This window comes from Ornatilinea apprima, assembly GCF_001306115.1.
Classification (GTDB): Bacteria; Chloroflexota; Anaerolineae; order Anaerolineales; family Anaerolineaceae; genus Ornatilinea; species Ornatilinea apprima.
Genome location: NZ_LGCL01000026.1, coordinates 12960 through 31878, shown reverse-complemented (window position 1 = coordinate 31878; position 18919 = coordinate 12960). Strand labels below are relative to the sequence as shown.

At 53.2% G+C, this 18919-nt stretch carries 14 protein-coding genes; 10 read left to right on the top strand and 4 right to left on the bottom strand.

What is annotated here, in order from left to right:
• Nucleotides 1–84 precede the first annotated feature (84 nt).
• From ADN00_RS11805 to ADN00_RS11795, 3 genes are all read left to right on the top strand, one after another.
• Nucleotides 85–1434: an ATP-binding protein gene (locus ADN00_RS11805; protein WP_075063196.1), complete on the top strand. Its 1350-nt coding sequence runs from the start codon at nucleotides 85–87 to the stop codon at nucleotides 1432–1434.
• Nucleotides 1431–2195 carry a glycerophosphodiester phosphodiesterase gene (locus tag ADN00_RS11800; RefSeq protein WP_082390097.1) on the top strand — a complete coding sequence of 255 codons (765 nt, stop codon included), beginning with the start codon at nucleotides 1431–1433 and terminating at the stop codon, nucleotides 2193–2195. The genes ADN00_RS11805 and ADN00_RS11800 overlap by 4 nt, the downstream gene beginning before the upstream one ends.
• Nucleotides 2196–2315: 120 nt before the next feature.
• Nucleotides 2316–5123, top strand: coding sequence for a glycoside hydrolase family 3 N-terminal domain-containing protein (locus ADN00_RS11795; protein WP_075063195.1), 2808 nt, complete (start codon nucleotides 2316–2318; stop codon nucleotides 5121–5123).
• Nucleotides 5124–5158: 35 nt separating this feature from the next.
• Here ADN00_RS11795 and ADN00_RS11790 read toward each other — a convergent pair whose 3' ends face one another.
• Nucleotides 5159–6139, bottom strand: coding sequence for a serine/threonine protein kinase (locus ADN00_RS11790; protein WP_075063194.1), 981 nt, complete (start codon nucleotides 6137–6139; stop codon nucleotides 5159–5161).
• A 188-nt stretch (nucleotides 6140–6327) separates the two neighbouring features.
• Between ADN00_RS11790 and ADN00_RS11785 the strand changes: the two genes are divergently transcribed.
• Nucleotides 6328–6996, top strand: a complete 669-nt coding sequence (locus ADN00_RS11785; protein ID WP_075063193.1) for an FHA domain-containing protein — start codon at nucleotides 6328–6330, stop codon at nucleotides 6994–6996.
• A gap of 70 nt (nucleotides 6997–7066) precedes the next feature.
• Here the strand turns inward: ADN00_RS11785 and ADN00_RS11780 are convergent, their stop codons facing one another.
• From ADN00_RS11780 to ADN00_RS11770, 3 genes are all read right to left on the bottom strand, one after another.
• Nucleotides 7067–8416 (bottom strand): CpXC domain-containing protein, encoded by a 1350-nt coding sequence (locus ADN00_RS11780; RefSeq protein ID WP_075063192.1) that lies wholly within the window; start codon nucleotides 8414–8416, stop codon nucleotides 7067–7069.
• A gap of 77 nt (nucleotides 8417–8493) precedes the next feature.
• Complete coding sequence (locus ADN00_RS11775; RefSeq protein WP_075063191.1) at nucleotides 8494–10089, bottom strand: ATP-binding protein; 1596 nt, start codon at nucleotides 10087–10089, stop codon at nucleotides 8494–8496.
• 177 nt (nucleotides 10090–10266) lie between these two features.
• Entirely contained in the window at nucleotides 10267–11205 is a 939-nt protein-coding gene (locus tag ADN00_RS11770) for an ROK family protein (protein WP_075063190.1), read from the bottom strand.
• Between the two features lie 63 nt (nucleotides 11206–11268).
• Here ADN00_RS11770 and ADN00_RS11765 point away from each other — a divergent pair, with 63 nt between their 5' ends.
• From ADN00_RS11765 to ADN00_RS11740, 6 genes are all read left to right on the top strand, one after another.
• Nucleotides 11269–12618, top strand: coding sequence for a gluconeogenesis factor YvcK family protein (locus ADN00_RS11765; RefSeq protein ID WP_075063189.1), 1350 nt, complete (start codon nucleotides 11269–11271; stop codon nucleotides 12616–12618).
• A gap of 123 nt (nucleotides 12619–12741) precedes the next feature.
• Nucleotides 12742–13773, top strand: coding sequence for a type I glyceraldehyde-3-phosphate dehydrogenase (gap, locus tag ADN00_RS11760; RefSeq protein ID WP_075063188.1), 1032 nt, complete (start codon nucleotides 12742–12744; stop codon nucleotides 13771–13773).
• A gap of 98 nt (nucleotides 13774–13871) precedes the next feature.
• A complete protein-coding gene (locus ADN00_RS11755; RefSeq protein ID WP_075063187.1) occupies nucleotides 13872–15047 on the top strand; it encodes a phosphoglycerate kinase in 1176 nt (391 codons plus the stop codon).
• A gap of 180 nt (nucleotides 15048–15227) precedes the next feature.
• On the top strand, nucleotides 15228–15491 hold the full coding sequence (gene rpsT, locus ADN00_RS11750; RefSeq protein ID WP_075063186.1) for a 30S ribosomal protein S20: 264 nt from the start codon (nucleotides 15228–15230) through the stop codon (nucleotides 15489–15491).
• Between the two features lie 202 nt (nucleotides 15492–15693).
• Nucleotides 15694–17451 (top strand): arginine--tRNA ligase, encoded by a 1758-nt coding sequence (gene argS / locus ADN00_RS11745; RefSeq protein WP_075063185.1) that lies wholly within the window; start codon nucleotides 15694–15696, stop codon nucleotides 17449–17451.
• Nucleotides 17452–17564: 113 nt separating this feature from the next.
• Nucleotides 17565–18884 (top strand): cyclic 2,3-diphosphoglycerate synthase, encoded by a 1320-nt coding sequence (locus ADN00_RS11740; protein ID WP_075063184.1) that lies wholly within the window; start codon nucleotides 17565–17567, stop codon nucleotides 18882–18884.
• The last annotated feature ends 35 nt before the right edge of the window (nucleotides 18885–18919 follow it).

Sequence of the window (18919 nt, the reverse complement as noted above, 5' to 3'; positions counted from 1 at the left end):
ATTGTGAAAACCGGGGCTGAAAGATTTTTAAGCGGTGCTATAATTTTTATTGGCATATGAATATCCAGAAAAGAGGAATCGGCCATGTACCCAACGAGTGAAAAGAAACCTCAACCGGCTGAAAGGCCTGCGGCTGCACCGACAGCGGCTTTCAGCCCTGCGCCCATCACCAAAATTGAGGAGACAGGCTTGCCGCTCTTGTGGCTTCAAGACCATGTGCTCAAGGTGATGTATTTTCAGGGCTATATGACCGGCTTCAAAGTTGCGGAAGATGTGTCGCTGCCCTTTTCTGGGGTTGTGGATCAGATTTTGGAAATTTTGAAGCGCGAAAAATTAATTGAGGTGCGCTCTTCCCAATTGGGTCTTGGAGAAGGATCGTACCAATACGCGATCACCGGCGCGGGGATTGAAAAAGCGCGGGAGGCGTTGGAGCGAAGCCAATATGCCGGGCCAGCGCCAGTGCCTTTAACCGATTATATTGAATCATGCAAAAAGCAAAGCCGCGGGCGGGTGCAGGTAACCAACCGGGTGATGCGACAAATGCTGACGCACCTGACGCTGTCTGAAAAGACAATCCAGCGGCTTGGGCCAGCCATCAATTCAGGCACGTCGATTTTTATGTATGGTCCCACAGGCGATGGAAAAACCAGCATCGCCCGGGCGATTGGCAACCTGGTGCAATCGCAGACGATGTATATTCCGTATTCGATTTATGTGGATGGACAGGTGATTAAGTTATACGATTCGGTCAATCACCGGCTTGCCGCGGGGCAGGAAACAACCTCGCTGGGGACGGGAACGCTGCGGGCTGGCACACGCCGCGATCCGCGCTGGGTCAACATCAAGCGGCCTTTTATCATGGTGGGCGGTGAATTGACCCTGGCGGGACTAGACCTGGTTTTTGATGATGTGCTGAAATATTACGAAGCCCCATTTCAGATGAAAGCCAACGGCGGTATTTTGTTAATTGATGATTTTGGTCGCCAGCAAGTGCGGCCGCGGGATTTGCTGAATCGCTGGATTGTGCCGTTGGAAAACCGGATTGACTTTCTCACCCTGCACACCGGCCGTAAAATGGAAGTACCTTTTGACACTCTGATTATTTTTTCAACCAATCTGCCGCCAAAGGAGCTGGTGGATGAAGCTTTTTTGCGCCGGCTGCGCCACAAAATTGAAATTGGCGATCCGACCTATGAAGAGTACCGTGAAATTTTTAAAACTGTTGCCGAACATAAAGGCGTGAAATATAACGACCAGACCCTGGCTTACCTGATCCAGGAATGGTACATCAAACGTAACCGCAAAGTGCGTGCTTCACATCCGCGTGACCTGTGCGATCAAATCTTAGATATTTCGCGGTACCTCAATGTGGACGCGGAAATGACACGTGAATTAATTGACATGGCGGCTGATTCCTATTTTGTAGACCTATGAACATGCTTTATACCCTACCAAAACCTGTCATTTTTGGACACCGGGGCGCCTGCGCGCATGCCCCAGAGAATACATTGGCGTCTTTCCGGTTGGCTTTTGAACAGGGAGCGGACGCGATTGAACTGGACGCCAAGCTGAGCCGGGACGGCGAGGTGGTTGTTTTTCACGATCCTACCTTAGACCGCACTACCAACGGAACCGGGTGCGTAGACTCGAAAAGCCTGGCAGAGCTGCGCGAGCTGGACGCTGGCTCGCATTTTTCGGAGCAATTCCGTGGGGAAAAGATTCCGCTTTTGCTCGAGGTGTTGGAAGAATTTGGCAAAACACGGTATATCAACATCGAACTGACCAATTACACGTCTCCGAATGACGAACTGGTGGAAAAGGCGGCCGCGCTGGTTAATTCGATGGGGCTGGGTGAGCGAATACTTTTCTCATCGTTCAGCGCGCAGAATTTAAAAAAAGTCAGACAACTGGTTCCTGAAGCGGAAACGGGCATGCTGGCGCTGCGCGGGCTGGCCGGTTTTATTGCCAGGAACATTTCCGGGCGGCAGGTGGCGCCCCACGCGGTGCACCCCTATTTGACGGACGCCTCACAGCAGTGGATTGAGATTGCTCACCGGCAGGGCCGGCGGGTGCATGTGTGGACGGTGAACCGCCCGGTTGACCTAAAAGATTTGTTTGATTGGGGAGCGGATGGGGTTTTCACCGACGACCCGGCACTGGCGGTTGATTTACGCGGGCAGATGAAAGCCGCATAAATTGCTCTTCTACCGATGCAACCGCGCATTGTTTTGCGCGGTTTTTTAATGATTTCGAAGATGATGGCTGGTTCTTATCGTATAATGGTTTGTAATTCATTGAAGAGAATTTGATGGTTTATGCTGAGATCTGATTTCTTACCCCGAATTTTGCTAAGCCTCGCGCTGGCCATGACCCTGGTGAGTGTGCCCAAGGTGACCGTCCAATCGCAAAGTGACGATGCCGCCCAAAAAGCGCTGCAACTGCTGCAAACCTTAACCCCCGAGCAGCGGGTGGGACAGTTATTCCTGGTTACCTTTAAGGGAAGCACAGCGTTAGCGGATTCGAATATTCACCAATTGATCACAAAATATCGAGTCGGTGGTGTGGTTCTGCAGGCGAAAAACAATAATTTTATTGGCCCGGTGGATACCATTTTACAGGCCACCGAGTTGATCCAATCGCTGCAAACCAGCGTTTGGGATGCTTCCGCGAACGGAGCTGAGTCGGGCAGCGCCGCGGAGGTGGAGTCTCCCTATATTCCTCTGTTTGTAGGGATTTCTCAAGAGGGCGATAACACTCCCAACGATCAGGTCTTATCAGGTCTTTCACCATTGCCCAATTTAATGGCGATTGGGGCCACCTGGGACACCCGTTACGCGGAGGATGTGGGTAAGGTGATGGGGCGGGAATTAAGCGCCATGGGGTTTAACCTTTACCTGGGCCCTTCTTTGGATGTGCTGGATGTCTTGCAGACAGGCAGCGGAGAAGACTTGGGAACGCGCACCTTTGGCAGCGACCCATTTTGGGTAGCCAGGATGGGCGAAGCATATATTCGCGGGCTGCACCAGGGCAGCTCGAACCAGTTGGCCGTGGTGGCGAAACACTTCCCCGGGCGGGGCGGCTCTGACCGGCCTTCCAATGAAGAAGTTGCTACCGTGCGAAAATCGCTGGAGCAATTGAAGCAAATCGAGCTGGCGCCATTTTTCAGCGTTACCGGCGCGGCGCAAAGTGTGGATGAGGTCGCAGACGGTCTGCTGGTTTCGCATATCCGCTACCAGGGATTTCAGGGCAACATTCGGGCGACAACCAGGCCAGTCAGCTTTGATCAGGCGGCGCTGGAACAGATTTTGTCTCTGCCCGATTTCGCCCGATGGCGGACCAGTGGGGGCATTATCGTCAGTGATGATCTGGGCAGCCCTGCAGTAAGGAAGTTTTACGGCTCAGCCGGACAATCTTTTGATGCCAGACAGGTTGTTCGCACGGCGTTTCTGGCGGGCAACGACCTGTTATATATGGACGAAATCCTTTCCACTGGAGATGAAGATTCCTTTACAACCGTGAAGCGTGTGCTGGAGTTCTTTGCCCAGAAGTACCGTGAAGACACCGCTTTTGCTCAAAAAGTGGATGCTTCTGTGTTGCGCTTATTGACGATGAAGTACAAAATGTATGGCGAATTCAGCCTGGATGCAGTTTTACCCCTGCCCGATGATGTTGAACAGGTTGGCACGGCAAACGAAATTGGTTTTGAAATTGCACAAAACGCGGCCACACTGATCAGCCCAGACGCGTCTGAGTTGATCAGCACTTTAGGATCGCCTCCAGATCAACGTGACCGGATTGTTTTCTTCACGGATGTTCAGGGCAGCCGGCAGTGCAGCACCTGCACAGAAGAGTTTGTGTTAGGCAAAGAAAGCCTGATGAACGCGGTGCTGCGCCTGTACGGCCCCGCGGCCAGCGGCCAGGTGCAGCCGTACAACCTCGAATCGTACAGCTTTTCAGAACTGGCGGGGCTGCTGGATGGTGTAACCGAAGAGCTGCCTGCTGATATGGAAACCACAATCCGTGACGCGCAGTGGTTGGTGTTTTCAATGCTCAACAGTCGCGTTGATCATGGCGGCTCCAGAGCCTTGCAGCGGATTTTATCTGAACGACCGGATTTACTGCAGGGGAAGCGGATTGTCGCTTTTGCCTTTAACGCGCCCTATTTTTTAGACGCGACCGATATTTCCAAGCTGACGGCTTATTACGGATTGTATTCAAAAACACCCGCCTTTGTGGATGTGGCCGCACGTCTGCTGATGCAAGAGATGACCCCTGTTGGATCTTTGCCCGTATCGGTGCCTTCGGTTGGATATGATTTAATCCAGGTAACCATGCCCGACCCAAAGCAAGTCATCCCCTTGTTAATTGACCTGCAGTCACCGGCATCCAACATGGGAACGCCGGTCAGCCCGCCTGGCGATGTGAACCCCACCTTCAGCGTGGGCGACGTGCTGCCACTGGTAACCGGTGAAATTGTGGACCATAACGGCCACATGGTTCCCGATGGCACGGTTGTGCGCTTTCTCTTCACCCTGGGCGGAGAAGGTGGGACAGCGCAGCAAATTGAGACGGTAACCACTAACGGCGTGGCGCGCGCAACCTACCCTATTCAATCTCAGGGTTTGCTGGAAATTCGTGTGGTCAGCGATCCGGCGACGGTATCGCAGATTTTGAGGTTGGATATTCGCTCCAACCAGGCCGCGGCAGTTACGGCCATTGTGCCTACGCCGGTGATTACAGAAGCTTTCGTGCCGACGATCACCCCATCGGTAGTGGCGCAGGCCACTGAGACGCTGCTGGAAACCCCGAAGCCGAAACCAAGCATGGATGATTGGCTGCTTTCCATGGCGGAAATCTGGCTGGCTGGCTTGTTGGTTTACTGGATTGGGAATCGATTGCTTTCGGTGAAGTGGGGATCGCGTTGGGGGCTGCTGGCGGTTATTGGCGGAATCATCAGCTATTTGGGATTATCGGTCGAGACCCAACAAAGTCTTTCACAATGGCAGCAGTTTGACGATCCCATTGCGCCTTTTGTGCTGTTAATGGTGGGGGTTTTCGCGGGTTGGATTGGCGGCCTGGTGTGGTGGCAGATGGAAGAGAGAAAGTCGGCAGAAGAAAAATAGATTGAAGGAGCGGAGCAAATCCGCTCTTTTTTGACTTAAAGCACGGTGATCAAAAAGGAAATCAGGCTGAGACTGGCCACAACCGCCCAAAGCAGCTTTTCGGGCTCGCGTTTGGCTGTGCGCCAAAAGGATGGCGACCGCGTGATGGAGCGCGGCAGGGTGGGACGGTCTCCGAACAGCACCTGCTGTAACTCTTGAATGGAGTTGGGCCGGTCATCGGGGTGGATGTTCATCGCCCATAGAATGGCGCGCTCGGTCTGGGAGGAGATATCCGGGTTGATCTGGCGCGGCGGTAAGAGGGCATCTGGATCGAGAAAGCGGTCGCGAGCGTCGGCCGGGGGATGATTGGTCAGCAGATGGTATAACGTTGCGCCAAAACTGAAAATATCGCTGCGAATATCAGTATGCCCGCCGTCGCCGCCGTATTGTTCAATGGGTGTGTAGAGAGCGGTACCCTGACCCTGCAAAATGGTGATGGTGACCTCGCCAGGAGCAAGAACTTTGACCAATCCAAAATCTACCAGTTTGACCAGACCGCTGGGGGTTACTTTAAGGTTGCTGGGTTTGATATCGCGATGCAGAATGGGCGGTTCTTGACTGTGTAAGAAGGCAATCGCGTCTGCCAGTTGGCTGGCCCAGTTGAGCACCTGGGTCTCGTCCAGAAACCGGTTTTGCTGGCGGGCTTCTAGCATGAGAGTGCGCAGGTCTTTGCCGGGGATAAAATCCATCACCAGGTAATCGCGGCTTTGGATGGAGAAGAAATCGGATACTTTCGGGAGGTTCGGATGGTCGAGGCGCGCCAAAACAGTCGCCTCCTGGAAGAATTGTTTGCGGGCTTCTTCCAGCAGATCAGGCGAGAGGGATCGTTCGTGTTCAACCTCTTTGAGGGCGCACTGGCGGCCTTTAAGACGCAAATCGTTGGCCAAATAGATGGACCCCATGCCACCCTGCCCAATGATTCGCTCTATTTCATAACGGTCGCGCAGCACTTCCCCAGCCATTAAGGGTATGGGCATAGCGCATTCCTGTTAACGGAAAATCATGCCAGCGATTGAATTTCGGCGTTCTATCCTCTGGCGTGCTTCTCTTCTATAATAGGGATAACTGCACAAATAAACAATTATCTGCTATGATTATACCGCAAGGCAGCTGATGACTGCATTGATTTTTATCTGGAACGCAGCTATCAATATTGAGGAGGGAAATGGATAAGAAAAACTCTGACCTTCCCGTTGTGATTGGCCAGACTGGACCGTTGAATGGGCAAAAGTGGGCGATCAGTGAATCACTGGTCATTGGCCGGGATCCGGGGTGCGGAATTGTAGTCCCAGACCGACAAGTTTCGCGTTACCATGCCCGACTGACGCCGGGAGAGAATGGAGTAACCCTGGAAGACCTGGCCAGTAAAAATGGAACGTATTGCAACGGTAAGGTGGTGGCTGAGCCGATTTATTTACAGGATGGAGATGTGCTGCAAATCGCGCTGGTGCAGCATTTTGTTTATCTCAGTTCCGATGCGACCATGCCAATGGAATATAACCGTATGTATCAGGAACAGCGAAAAGGCAAGCTGTACCTGGAAAAGAAGTCTCGCAGAGTTTGGGTGGGCGAGAAGGAATTAGTGCCGCCGCTCTCTGCGCCGCAGTTCCGTTTGCTGCAGGCGCTTTACGACCAGCAGGGCAAAGTAGTGGCGCGCGGTGAGATCATCAACATCGTATGGGGCGCTGGAGAGGCGATTGGCGTGACCGAACAGGCGTTGGACGCGCTGGTGCGCCGCCTGCGAGACCGGATTGCCGAGATTGACCCCAAACACGCTTACCTTCTCACCGTGAGGGGGCACGGCTTGCGGCTGGATAACCCGCCGATTTATTAGATCCACTTTTGTAAAAAAACAAAATCCCCCGTCTCATGGCGAGGGATTTTTGATTGGTTAAGTAGAAATACTACTTTGTCAGGTTGTTTTGCATGGAGAACCGCAGCGCCATGCGGTAGATATCCTTCAATTCTTGCTGAACCTCCGCTGGCTGGCTTTCCTTTTCACTTTGCATCACCAGGCCATTCAGAATCTGAAGGAAGTCCGCGTTGATGGATTGCGAGTTAGTTTCCATAATTTGCTGGCGTTGGGTTTGATCTTCGGCTGAAAGCAGCTCTTCGACCAGGGCGTATTCTGCCGGGGGCTGGGAGAGCTTTTGGATGATTTCAACCAACTTCTTCAATTTTGCGGATCGTTCGATGTTGCCGTCGGTTTGCGCCTGATGCAGCTCAGAGCGCAGGGCCTCCATGAAGAAGTCGTCAATCGCGTCAGTATTTTCAAGGATGGTTTTTTCTAGATCGCCAGAATTTAATACTTGCTCGAGAGCTTCTTTGGCCTGGGCCAGGCGTTCTTGCACAACTTTATCAACCCGCTCTGTGAGAGACAGGAGCTTTTCGCGAAGGGCGGTGAGCCTTTGTTTTTCTTCCCCGCTGGCGGCATCGATGCGGTTGGTAAGGAGCTCAAAGAAGGTGTAGTCCATCCCCGGGCGTGCCATACTGACCAGGGTGCTCAGGCTAACGTCTGATTTGGCGGCTATGAAGATATCGAGCAGCTTTTCGTGGGTGAGGCCATCTTTACTGGCCTGCTGCAGGGCCTGGATGGCGGCTTCTGCGTCGTCGTTTTGCTGTTTGACCTGCTGCCCAAAGGCGGTTTGCTCGATCAGATCTTTTTGCAGCAGGGCAATGGCTTGCGCGCCTTGCTGATCACCCTGGGCAATTGCGATTTCAAACACGCGCCCCAACAAGCTGAACAGCTCGTTATCAATCAGGTTTTCTTCCTGTTTGATGACCTCGGCGCGCGCCTCGGGGGCCAGGTTTAAGAGCCGCTGAATCAACGACAGGCGTTTCTGCTGGTTATCGAGCATCTCTTTAGTGACGCCGTCGGCTTCAAGCACCTTCTCAATGAGGGTTTCAAATGTGAACATGCTCTGCGGACGCAGCAGATAGGCTTTGCGTTTTTCCAGGGGCAGGTTGTTGACTACCTGATTGATCAATGGACCGATCAGGCGTTCCTGTTCATTGACGGGCAGGCCAAGCTCGGGGGGGAAGTAGGTGAGGAGCAGCTCTTTCTGCGGGTCATGGTAAACGAGTGGACGAGGAGTTTGACCAGCGTATCCGCAGGATGGGCATTGAATGACATTGAACATGCCACTCAGTAATTTCTGTTTGGCCTGGGAGTCGGTTCCCATATCAAACAGTTGTTCAATATCGGCAATGACGGGTTGGCGGCAGCGCGGGCATGCTACGGAAGTTTTAGCCATAAGTTTTTCACCATTTTCCTGTTCAGAATATCGGGATTATACCATTGAGTGATAGTGGGTTGAGCGTTTTTGACGCTTCAGGAGGATCCCTCCTGTTCAAAGTCGTTGGAGCGAGGGAGAGAGAAGCAAATCCGCGCGCCTTTGCCGGATTCTGAATCGACCCAAATGCGCCCTTTGTGGGCTTCGACGATGGCGCGCGATAAAAACAGTCCCAGCCCAGCCCCTTTGGTCTGGCGGGCCATGTCTGGGGCGCGGTAGAAGCGGTCGAAAATGTGAGGAATATCGCCCGCGGCAATGCCAGGTCCCTGGTCAGACACGCAGATGATGACTATGTCGCTTTTGACCGAACCCGTAATGGTGATTTCTCCTTTGGGTGAGTACTTTATGGCATTGGAGATCAGGTTGGTGACCAGCTGTGATATTCGGGATTCATCGGCGAGGATGATGGGGAAGTCATCTGGAAGGTGCATAACAATTTTGTGGCGGCTGGTTTGTGTTTGCATACGCTCTGAAATTCTTCGGATCAGTGTGGGAAGAGATACATCTGATCGTTTGAGCGAAAGCCCGCCTGCCTGAAGGCGCGAGGCATCCAGTAGATTCTCGATCAGGCCGGTCAGGCGGTCGGCTTCTTCTTCAATGACGGCCAGGCTGTCTTCGATGATGGCACGCTCCCAGACGGCATCTTCGCGGCGCAGGGTGCTGGCGTAGCCTTTAATCAGCGCGACGGGGGTTTTCAGTTCGTGGCTGATAATCGAGATGAAGGTGCTTTTCATCTCTTCAGCCTGGCGGAAGCGGGTGATATCGCGGATGGTGGCGATGATGTTAATCAGGCTGCCTTCTTCCGAGAAGAGCGGCGCGTAGGTGATGCCCACTGGCAGCGGTGGATTCCCGCTGCCCCGATCCAGGTCTCCTTCAATATACAACTGGGCGCGTGAGGTGAGCGGCCATCCGCCGGCTTCGGCTTGTTCCAGGGTCAGGTCCTGCGGGCGGTTGACCCAGCGGATGAGTTGTTCGTGGGTCATTTTCTGCGCGTCCGCGGAGGAAATATTCAACATGTGCGCAAAAGCCGGGTTGCATTTACGAATCTGGTGATCGGGGTTGAGAATTAAGATGCCGTCTGCAGCAGAATCGAGCAGGGCGTCGAGGCGCGTTTTCTCCTGGTTGATCTGCTGGTAAAGCTGGGCGTTTTGCACGGCAATGGCAGCCTGGTTGGCAAAACTGCTGAGCAGGGCGCGGTCGTTGGGTGTGAACAGGCTGGGATAATTGCGAAATATAAACAGCACACCCACTACGTTCTGCCGGGCGACCAGTGGTAGGCCAACCCCGGTAACCGCGCCAAAACTGCCGGAGCGGGAAAGCTCTTGCAGAATGTAGTTGATCTCGGGCAGTTCCATATCGTCTGGGCTGCGGGTTTCAGCTGGAATTTCCTTTAAGAAATTCTTGATGTAGTGGAGAAAGGCGTTCGGCAGGCCGTTGCTGGCAGCGACGCGCCACTCGCCAGTCACCGAGCGCAGGGTAATCATACCGGCGTAACCGGCGAGCATATCGATGGATATATTAAGAATCCTCTCCAAAAGGATGCCCAGGTCCAACTCCTGGGTAAGGGCGCGCGAAAGTTCCAGCAGGTAATCTCGCTGGCGGATTCTCAGATCGGGCAGTAGTGGATTGAGCATGTTTCTCCATCATGCGGACGGTCGCCAATTTGTTGGCGCGCTTCCGCGATTAAAGTCGTTTTACAGCCCGCCACCAGGCGGACGGCGCACGGTAGTTAAATTATAGCAAAAGGCCGCCGAGGCGGCCAAAGTATGTGTACTGTTGTTGGGAAAACCTGGAAATGGCGGGGGCTGCGCTTATTCTTTGAAGTTGATCTGCGCCCAAGCCAGGCACCCCAAGAGGCCACAGTTGTCTTGCAGTTGGGCTGGGGTGATGACCAGGTCTTTGATATATTCCTCAGAGACAACGCGTTCTTTCAGCGAGCGGCGCATAGGATCCAAAATCAGACTGCCAGTTTGAGATACCCCGCCTCCGAGGACGATGATGGACGGATTGAAAATATGCAGGAAATTGGAGATGCCGATCCCCAGGTAAGTGCCGGCGATCTCAAAGGCTTCTTTGGCGAGGCTGTCGCCAGTCACGGCGGCTTCGGCAATTTCTTTGGCGCTCAGCCGGCTGATGCCCCGTAGAGAGGACTCGCGGCCAGCGGCCAACTGGCTTTTGACGAAGCTGGTAATGCCGGTGCCGGAAGAATATGATTCAATGTGACCGGGATGCCCACAGCCGCAAAGAGGGCCTTCGGGATTGACTACTGTGTGGCCCATTTCGGTGGCGAGGCCTTTCGCGCCCAGCAGAAGCTGGTTGTTGCTGATGACGCCGGTGCCAATGCCGGTGCTGATGGTGATGTAGATCACATCACGGTGGCCCTGCGCGGCTCCAAACTTCCACTCGCCCAAGCAGGCCATGTTGGCGTCGTTGCCAACCATCGCGGGCACATGGAATGTATCACTTAAGATCTGGCCCAGCGGCAGGTTTTTCCAATCAGCGATGTTGGGGGCAGTATAAATGATGCCTTCGTAGGGATTGACCGGTCCGGGAAAACCAGCAGAGATACCGGCAACTTCGTGGCCTGCGGGCCATAATTCTCTAATCAGGCCAACCAGCCGTTCAACGGCGGTACCTTCTCCACGGGTGGGAATGCGTTTTTGTGCGAGGGGTTCTGTGCTGCCAGAAAAGGGGTAGACAGCCACCCGAATACCAGTTCCACCGATGTCCGCTGCGATAATGGTTTTCATAGAACGAGATTATAGCACAAATCTTTGTTGACGGAAAAGGCTTTCGACATTATGATGTAGTGGATGAAGCGCAACCATAATCCCTGGTACCAAAAATTAATCACCCTGTTCCGCCGAGATTTACGCTGGCTTTCACCTGGCCTGGGCGTGAAACGCTGGATCGCGTTGATCCTGGCCGGAACAACGCTCATCGCGATTGGCTTTGCTTTTTTGCTGCTGGACGTGTACCGAACCGCACCTTCTTCCACCTGGTGGCTGCGAGTGATTTCGCTGCTTTCGCTGCGTTTTCTAGACCGCACTTTGCGAGCGGTCATTTTTGGCGGGTTCGGGGTGGCGTTGGTTTTGATTGGCAACTGGGGATTAAATCGCGCATTGTTGAAACCCTTTGTGAAACCCGGCCGCCAGATTTATGACATGGTTTCGGCTTACCGGCGCAAAGAGCGCGGTCCGAAGGTGGTGGTGATTGGCGGGGGAACGGGGCTCTCGGCGTTACTGCGCGGGGTAAAAGAATACACAACCAATATCACCGCGATTGTAACCGTCGCGGATGACGGCGGGTCTTCAGGCGAACTGCGGCGCACGGTGGGGATTTTGCCGCCGGGCGATATCCGCAACTGTCTGGCGGCGCTTTCAAATGATGAGGCGCTGCTGACCCAAATTTTCCAATACCGGTTTTCCACCGCGGCCGGGTTAAACGGCCATACCCTGGGTAACCTGCTGATTACGGCGTTGACGGAACTGACCGGCAGCTTTGAAGAGGCAGTAGCTGAAACCGGCCGCGTGCTGGCGGTACAGGGCCGCGTGCTGCCAGCCACGCTGCACGATGTACGCCTGGTGGCAGACGTGCAAATGCCCAACGGCGAAGGCGTGGTGCAGCAGGTGAGAGGCGAATCACAAATTCCAAAAGCGGCTGGCAAGGTTCTGCGCGTCTGGCTGGAGCCAGACAGCCCGCAAGCTTTTCCGCCCACGCTACAGGCCCTCCTCTCTGCGGATTTAATAGTGGTAGGGCCGGGAAGTTTGTATACCAGTATTATCCCCAACCTGCTGGTTCCCGATATCGCCGGCGCGCTGCGCGCCAGCCGCGCGCTCAAGTTTTATGTTTGCAATGTTGCTACCCAGCCGGGTGAAACGGATGGTTACCAGTGCGGTGACCATCTCATAACATTGGAGAAGCATGTTGGAACGCGATTATTTGATTTGCTGATCAGCAATAATCGCTTTGAAGGAAAGCTGCCCGAAAACCTCGATTGGGTAAAAACGGAGGCGCAACTGCAGCATACGTACTCAGTGTATTCGGCTGATTTGGTTGATCTGGAGAATCCCTGGCGACACGACTCGAAAAAGCTGGCTAAAACGATTATGGATTTGTATTACGAGCGCACCGGTCCGCTATTGACGCGGGAAGAAGATTAAAAAACCTTAAAATAGTATGTTTAGATGTCCAGAATGGTATAGAATCCACTATGTAGTTTTGCCAGGCATGGTAAAATAATGTAGTGTTAATTTTCACTAATATACAACTACGGAGGTTCTAAGATGTCTGTTAAAGTCGGTATCAATGGCTTTGGTCGTATCGGTCGTCAGGTGTTGAAAGCAATCAGCGAACGCTACCCGGCGGATCTTGAAGTTGTGGCAATCAACGACCTGTTTGACACTCCCACCAACGCGCATTTGCTGAAATACGACACGAATTACGGCCAATTCCCCGGAACAGTTGAAATTGATGGGAACGACCTGGTTGTCAATGGTAAGAAGATTAAAGTCTTCGCGGAAAAAGATCCTGCAGCCCTGCCCTGGAAAGACCTGGGTGTGGAAATTGTGATTGAATCGACTGGTGTATTCACCAACAAGTTGGCTTCTGGTGGAAAAGCTGGCGCGGTTGTTCACATCGAAGCTGGCGGCGCGAAGAAAGTGATCATCAGCGCCCCTGCCAAGAACGAAGATATCACGATTGTGTTGGGCGTCAATGATGACCAGTATGATCCTGCCAAGCACTTTGTGGTTTCCAACGCTTCCTGCACTACCAACTGTCTGGCCCCGGCCGCCAAGATCGTCCACGACAACTGGACCATCAAACGCGGTATGATGACCACCATCCACAGCTACACCAACGACCAGCGCATTTTGGACCTGGCGCACAAAGACCTGCGCCGCGCCCGCGCTGCCGCGATGAACATCATCCCCACCACCACCGGCGCCGCCCGCGCTCTGGCGCTGGTTATCCCCGATCTGAAGGGTAAATTCGACGGTTATTCGCTGCGCGTTCCCACCCCCACCGTTTCGGTTGTGGACTTTGTCGCCGAGCTGGAAAAACCCACCTCAGTGGAAGAACTGAACGCTGCTTTCAAAGCCGCTGCGGAAGGCCCGCTGAAGGGCATTCTGGGCTTCACCATGGAACCATTGGTATCTATGGATTACAAAGGCGATTCCCGTTCCTCGATCGTTGATGGCCCATATACGATGGTGATGAACGGCACGATGGTCAAGATCGTGACCTGGTACGACAATGAGTGGGGTTACTCTTGCCGCACCGCCGACCTGGCTGCCAAGATGGCGAAATCACTTTAGTCTTTTGAGGTTCTAACCATGCGCATAATGCGTAATCTGCCGCCTGCTGCATCAGACAGATTGCGCATTATGTCTTTATGACCAGAAGTGGAGGCGAAATGTTCAATAAGAAGACGGTCAAAGATATTGATGTGAAGGGCAAAAAAGTGCTGGTGCGGGTCGACTTCAACGTCCCGCTTAAAGAGGGTGTGGTTAAAGACGATACCCGCATTCAGGCCGCTTTACCGACATTAAACTACCTGCTGGATGAGGGCGCCGCGCTGATCCTGTGCTCGCACCTGGGCCGCCCGAAAGGCTCTCCCATGCCGGAATATTCAATGAAACCGGTGGCGGAATACCTGGGCAAAGTGATGGGCAAGACCGTCAAATTTGCCGAAGACACCGTTGGCCCGGCGGCCGAAGCAGCGGCAGCGGCTTTGAAACCTGGCGAAGTGCTGGTTCTGGAAAACACCCGCTTTGAAGCGGGCGAGACCAAGAATGACGCCGGAATGTCGAAGAAACTGGCTTCCTTCGCGGATGTGTTTGTAAACGACGCTTTTGGTTCGGCGCACCGCGCGCATGCTTCCACGGTGGGCGTAGCTGATTACATCCCCGCGGTGGCTGGCTTTTTGATGGAGAAGGAAATTCGCTATTTAGGCCAGGCAATTGCCAACCCCGACCGCCCGTTTGTGGCCATTCTAGGTGGCGCGAAGATCAGCGATAAAATCGGTGTGATCAAGAATTTGCTGCAGATTGCCGACCAGGTTTTGATCGGCGGCGGTATGGCCAATACCTTCTTTAAGGCGCAGGGCTACCCGGTCGCCGACTCGCTGGTAGAGGATGAGGCCCTGGAAACTGCGCGCGAATTGCTGGCCGGCGGCGGGCAAAAACTGCGCCTGCCGGTGGATGTGGTCATCGCCAATGCGTTTGACAACGATGCCGAGACGAAAGTAACCCAGATGGGCCCGGTGCCGGATGGCTGGCGCATTTTGGATGTGGGGCCGGAAACGGTTGAGAATTACAGCAAAGTGATTATGAGCGCCGGCACGGTGGTCTGGAACGGCCCGATGGGCGTGTTTGAGATGCCCAATTTTGCCAAGGGTACCTTTGGTGTAGCCAAAGCCGTGGCAGAGAGCAAATCGGTTTCGATTGTGGGCGGCGGCGATTCGGTCGCGGCGATCAATCAGTCCGGCCTTTCGGATAAGATCACCCATATCTCTACGGGTGGCGGTGCTTCGTTGGAAATGCTGGAAGGGATTGTGCTCCCCGGCCTGGCGGCTCTGGCGGATAAATAAGCGCTCTTGTGAATCAAAGAAAATCAGGGAGGTGGATTCTTAAAAACCTCCCTGATTTTTTATCCAGGTGTGGTATAATTTTTGACCGCAAGAAAGATCGAAACTGGACAAACAGGAAGCAATCGGGTAGAATACCAGCTTGCAAAGAAAATAGTCGGTTGAGCTAGTTGGAGGATTAAGTTGGCTAACATTAAGTCTGCGATTAAGCGAAATAAGCAAAACGAAAAGAAACGTGTACGCAATCGTGTTTACCGTGGAACCGCCCGCACTTTCATTAAGAAAGCGCGCCTGGCGATTGAAGCCGGTGAAAAAGAGACCGCCGAAGCTCTGGTGCGCCAGGCTGTCAGCGCGCTGGATAAAGCCGCTGAAAAGGGCGTTTTGCACAAGAATAACGCTTCGCGCCGCAAAAGTCGCTTGATGAAGCAGCTTGCCGCGATGGAATAATTCCGCGCAGGCTGGTTGTTTCGAGAAGGCAATTCAAATTGGCAATCAGCGGGAGGTTCTCTCCCGCTTTTGCGTTTAATGAATGCCAAAGCGAAATTCATGGCATTACTCTATGATATAATCATTCAGGATTTCAAGGCTCCTTTGAACGGATCAGGCAAAGCGAGCATTTCTTATTTTCTAGCGCATAGGGAAAAGCAGCATGTTTATAGCCGAACAAAACAGCATTGAAGAGAAAATTATCGCCTACTGCCAAAGCCACAACCTTCCCCGGCCTGATGTTCAATGGAAGTACATTCCATTCAGCGGTCATTGGGGGATTTCAACCTCCTTTTTCTCTCTGGCCTCTCAAGAGGGCAAAGAGAAGGGCGTGAAGATCAATGTGGCGCAGCGAGCTCAGGAAATTGCCGAGCAGGTGGCAGCGTATCTGGGCAGCCCGCAAGGCTTTGAAAAAATAGAGACTGTACGCGGTTATCTCAATCTGTATTTTTCGACCGGTGAATACACCCAGCGGATTATCGATACGGTTTTGGACGAGCGTGAAAAGTTTGGTTATGGTGAATCGAAACATGAACGCGTGATGGTTGAGTTTTCTCAACCCAATACGCATAAAGCTTTCCATGTGGGCCATCTCCGCAATGTTATTCTGGGAGATTCAGTTTGTAATATTCTTGAGGCGGCTGGTTACGATGTGGTTCGTTCCAACTACATTGGTGATATTGGCCTGCACGTGATCAAGTGGTTGTGGAATTACACAAAAAATCATGCCGGTGAGGAACCCGACCAAGACGTTACGCGCTGGATGGGAAATATTTACGCGGAAGCAGACCGGTATTATGAAGACCCGGCAGTGGAAGCGGAAGTGCGGGCACTGTTTGGGCGCTGGAGCCGCAGAGACCCGGAAGTAACCGCGTTGTGGCAAAAAACGCGCGATTGGTCAATGCAAGGATTTAACCAGGTGTATGACCTTCTGGGAGTACGCTTTGACCACTTCTATTTTGAAAGTGAAGTGGAAGACTCGGGTGTGGAACTGGTTGACGGGCTGATTGAAAAAGGCCTGGCGCGTGATGAGCGCCCGAAGGGGGCGGTGATCATTCCGCTGGATGAGATTTTGGGGTTGGAAGAAACCTACCGCGTGCTGGTGATTTTGCGCTCGGACGGAACGTCGCTATATGCCACCAAAGATATTCCCCTGGCGATCAAGAAGTTTGAACAGTACCATCTTGACCGCTCGGTGTATGTGATCGATGTGCGCCAATCGCTGTACATGCAGCAAATTTTCAAAACCCTGGAGTTGATGGGCTATGAATGGGCCAGCCGCCTGCATCACCTGGCGTATGAGATTGTGAACCTGCCGGGGAATGTAACCATGTCATCCCGTGACGGCACGGTGGTACTGCTGGAAGATTTGATCAAAGAAGCAACGGGCCGGGCGCTGGAGATTGTAAAAGAGAAGAACGCCGGGCTTTCTGCGGAGAACCAGACCAAAATTGCTCAGGCGGTTGCGCTGGGCGCGATCAAGTATTCAATGCTTTCGCGTGATAATACCAAAATTGTTACCTTCGATTGGAATGCCGCGCTGGATTTCAATGGGCAAGCTGCTCCGTATATCCAATATGCGTATGTGCGCGCCAATTCCATTTTGAAGAAGGTAGAAGGCGATCTGCCTGGCAGTTTTGCGCCTACCTATGAATTGGCCCCGGTTGAGGTGGAATTGATCAATGTGATTTCAAAACTGCCCAACGAAATTCAACGCTCGGCGAAAGAGATGCGACCTTTGTTAATCTCTAACATTGCATTCGAACTGGCCAAAGCTTTTAATGATTTTTATAATCAATGTCCGGTGCTGCAAGCTGAACCGGAGATTCGAGATATGCGCCTGCGGCTGGTGGCCGCTGCCCGACAGGCAATTGCCAACTGCCTGCGATTGCTCGGCATTCAGGCGCCGGACGTGATGTAACAGATCATCTGTTGTGGAAATACGCGGTTTGATTGGGCAAACCGCATATTTTTTCTCCCGCGTGGGAGGGGAGTACCATTCAATCAAAATCTAGATCAAAGGAGAGTTGATTAATGACCCCAATCCGTACTATTATCATGGGCGCTGCTGGGCGCGACTTTCACAATTTCAATACGTTCTACCGCGACAACAAAGATTATGAAGTTGTGGCATTCACCGCGACCCAGATACCCAACATTGAAGGCCGGAAGTACCCTGCCGAATTAGCGGGTTCTTTATACCCAAAGGGAATTCCGATTTACCCGGAAAGTGATTTGGTGCGCCTGATCAACGAGCATAAAGTCGACCAGGTGGTTTTCGCGTACAGCGATGTGCCGCACGAGTATGTGATGCACAAAGCTTCGATTGTGAACGCCGCGGGCGCCGATTTTCGCTTGATGGGGGTTGGAACAACTCAAATCAAATCCACCAAACCGGTTGTGGCGATCTGTGCGGTGCGCACGGGTTCTGGCAAGAGCCAGACGACGCGGCGCGTGTCGAAGATCTTAATCGACATGGGATACAAAGTCGCGGCGATCCGCCACCCCATGCCCTACGGCGACCTGGCCAAGCAAGCGGTGCAGCGATTTGCCAGCTACGCCGACCTGGACAAGCACGAGTGCACGATCGAAGAGCGCGAAGAGTACGAACCGCATCTGGATAATGGCGTGATCGTCTACGCGGGTGTGGATTACGAAAAGATCTTGCGCCAGGCCGAACAGGAAGTGGATATTGTGCTGTGGGATGGCGGGAATAACGACTTTTCGTTCTACAAGACGGACCTTTATATTGTCGTCGCTGATCCTCATCGCGCTGGCCATGAGCTGCGCTACTATCCCGGCGAGACCAATCTGCGCCTGGCAGATGTGTTTGTGATCAACAAAGTCGACACTGCCAAACCGGAAGACGTTATTAAAGTCCGCGAAAGCTTGTTTGCCACCAAACCAGATGCGCTGATCATTGAAGGCGCGTCTCCGCTGTTCGTGGAAGACCCGGCTGCCATTCGCGGCAAACGCGTGCTGGTCATCGAAGACGGCCCGACCCTCACGCATGGCGAAATGGCCTATGGCGCTGGCTGGGTGGCCGCGCGGCGCTTTGGCGCGGGTGAGATTGTGGATCCGCGGCCGTTTGCCGTGGGTTCGATCAAGGCCACCTACCAAAAGTACCCCAATACCGGCACGATTTTGCCGGCCATGGGCTACGGCGCGGATATGGTAAAAGACCTGGAAACGACGATCAACAACGCGGACGTTGACCTGGTGATTTCGGCCACGCCGATTGACCTGACGCGGGTATTGAAGGTCAATAAACCCATGCAGCGCGTGCGCTACGAACTGCAAGAGATTGGCCAGCCTTCGCTGGAAGATGTATTAAAACAGAAATTTGGAAAATAAGTAGTTGTTTCTGGCTATGCCGTTCACAGGGATCA

Coding starts and splice junctions, on each gene's coding strand:
- ADN00_RS11805 (WP_075063196.1), top strand. CDS start 85: ATGTACCCAACGAGTGAAAAGAAACCTCAACCGGCTGAAAGGCCTGCG.
- ADN00_RS11800 (WP_082390097.1), top strand. CDS start 1,431: ATGAACATGCTTTATACCCTACCAAAACCTGTCATTTTTGGACACCGG.
- ADN00_RS11795 (WP_075063195.1), top strand. CDS start 2,316: ATGCTGAGATCTGATTTCTTACCCCGAATTTTGCTAAGCCTCGCGCTG.
- ADN00_RS11790 (WP_075063194.1), bottom strand. CDS start 6,139: ATGCCCATACCCTTAATGGCTGGGGAAGTGCTGCGCGACCGTTATGAA.
- ADN00_RS11785 (WP_075063193.1), top strand. CDS start 6,328: ATGGATAAGAAAAACTCTGACCTTCCCGTTGTGATTGGCCAGACTGGA.
- ADN00_RS11780 (WP_075063192.1), bottom strand. CDS start 8,416: ATGGCTAAAACTTCCGTAGCATGCCCGCGCTGCCGCCAACCCGTCATT.
- ADN00_RS11775 (WP_075063191.1), bottom strand. CDS start 10,089: ATGCTCAATCCACTACTGCCCGATCTGAGAATCCGCCAGCGAGATTAC.
- ADN00_RS11770 (WP_075063190.1), bottom strand. CDS start 11,205: ATGAAAACCATTATCGCAGCGGACATCGGTGGAACTGGTATTCGGGTG.
- ADN00_RS11765 (WP_075063189.1), top strand. CDS start 11,269: ATGAAGCGCAACCATAATCCCTGGTACCAAAAATTAATCACCCTGTTC.
- gap (WP_075063188.1), top strand. CDS start 12,742: ATGTCTGTTAAAGTCGGTATCAATGGCTTTGGTCGTATCGGTCGTCAG.
- ADN00_RS11755 (WP_075063187.1), top strand. CDS start 13,872: ATGTTCAATAAGAAGACGGTCAAAGATATTGATGTGAAGGGCAAAAAA.
- argS (WP_075063185.1), top strand. CDS start 15,694: ATGTTTATAGCCGAACAAAACAGCATTGAAGAGAAAATTATCGCCTAC.
- ADN00_RS11740 (WP_075063184.1), top strand. CDS start 17,565: ATGACCCCAATCCGTACTATTATCATGGGCGCTGCTGGGCGCGACTTT.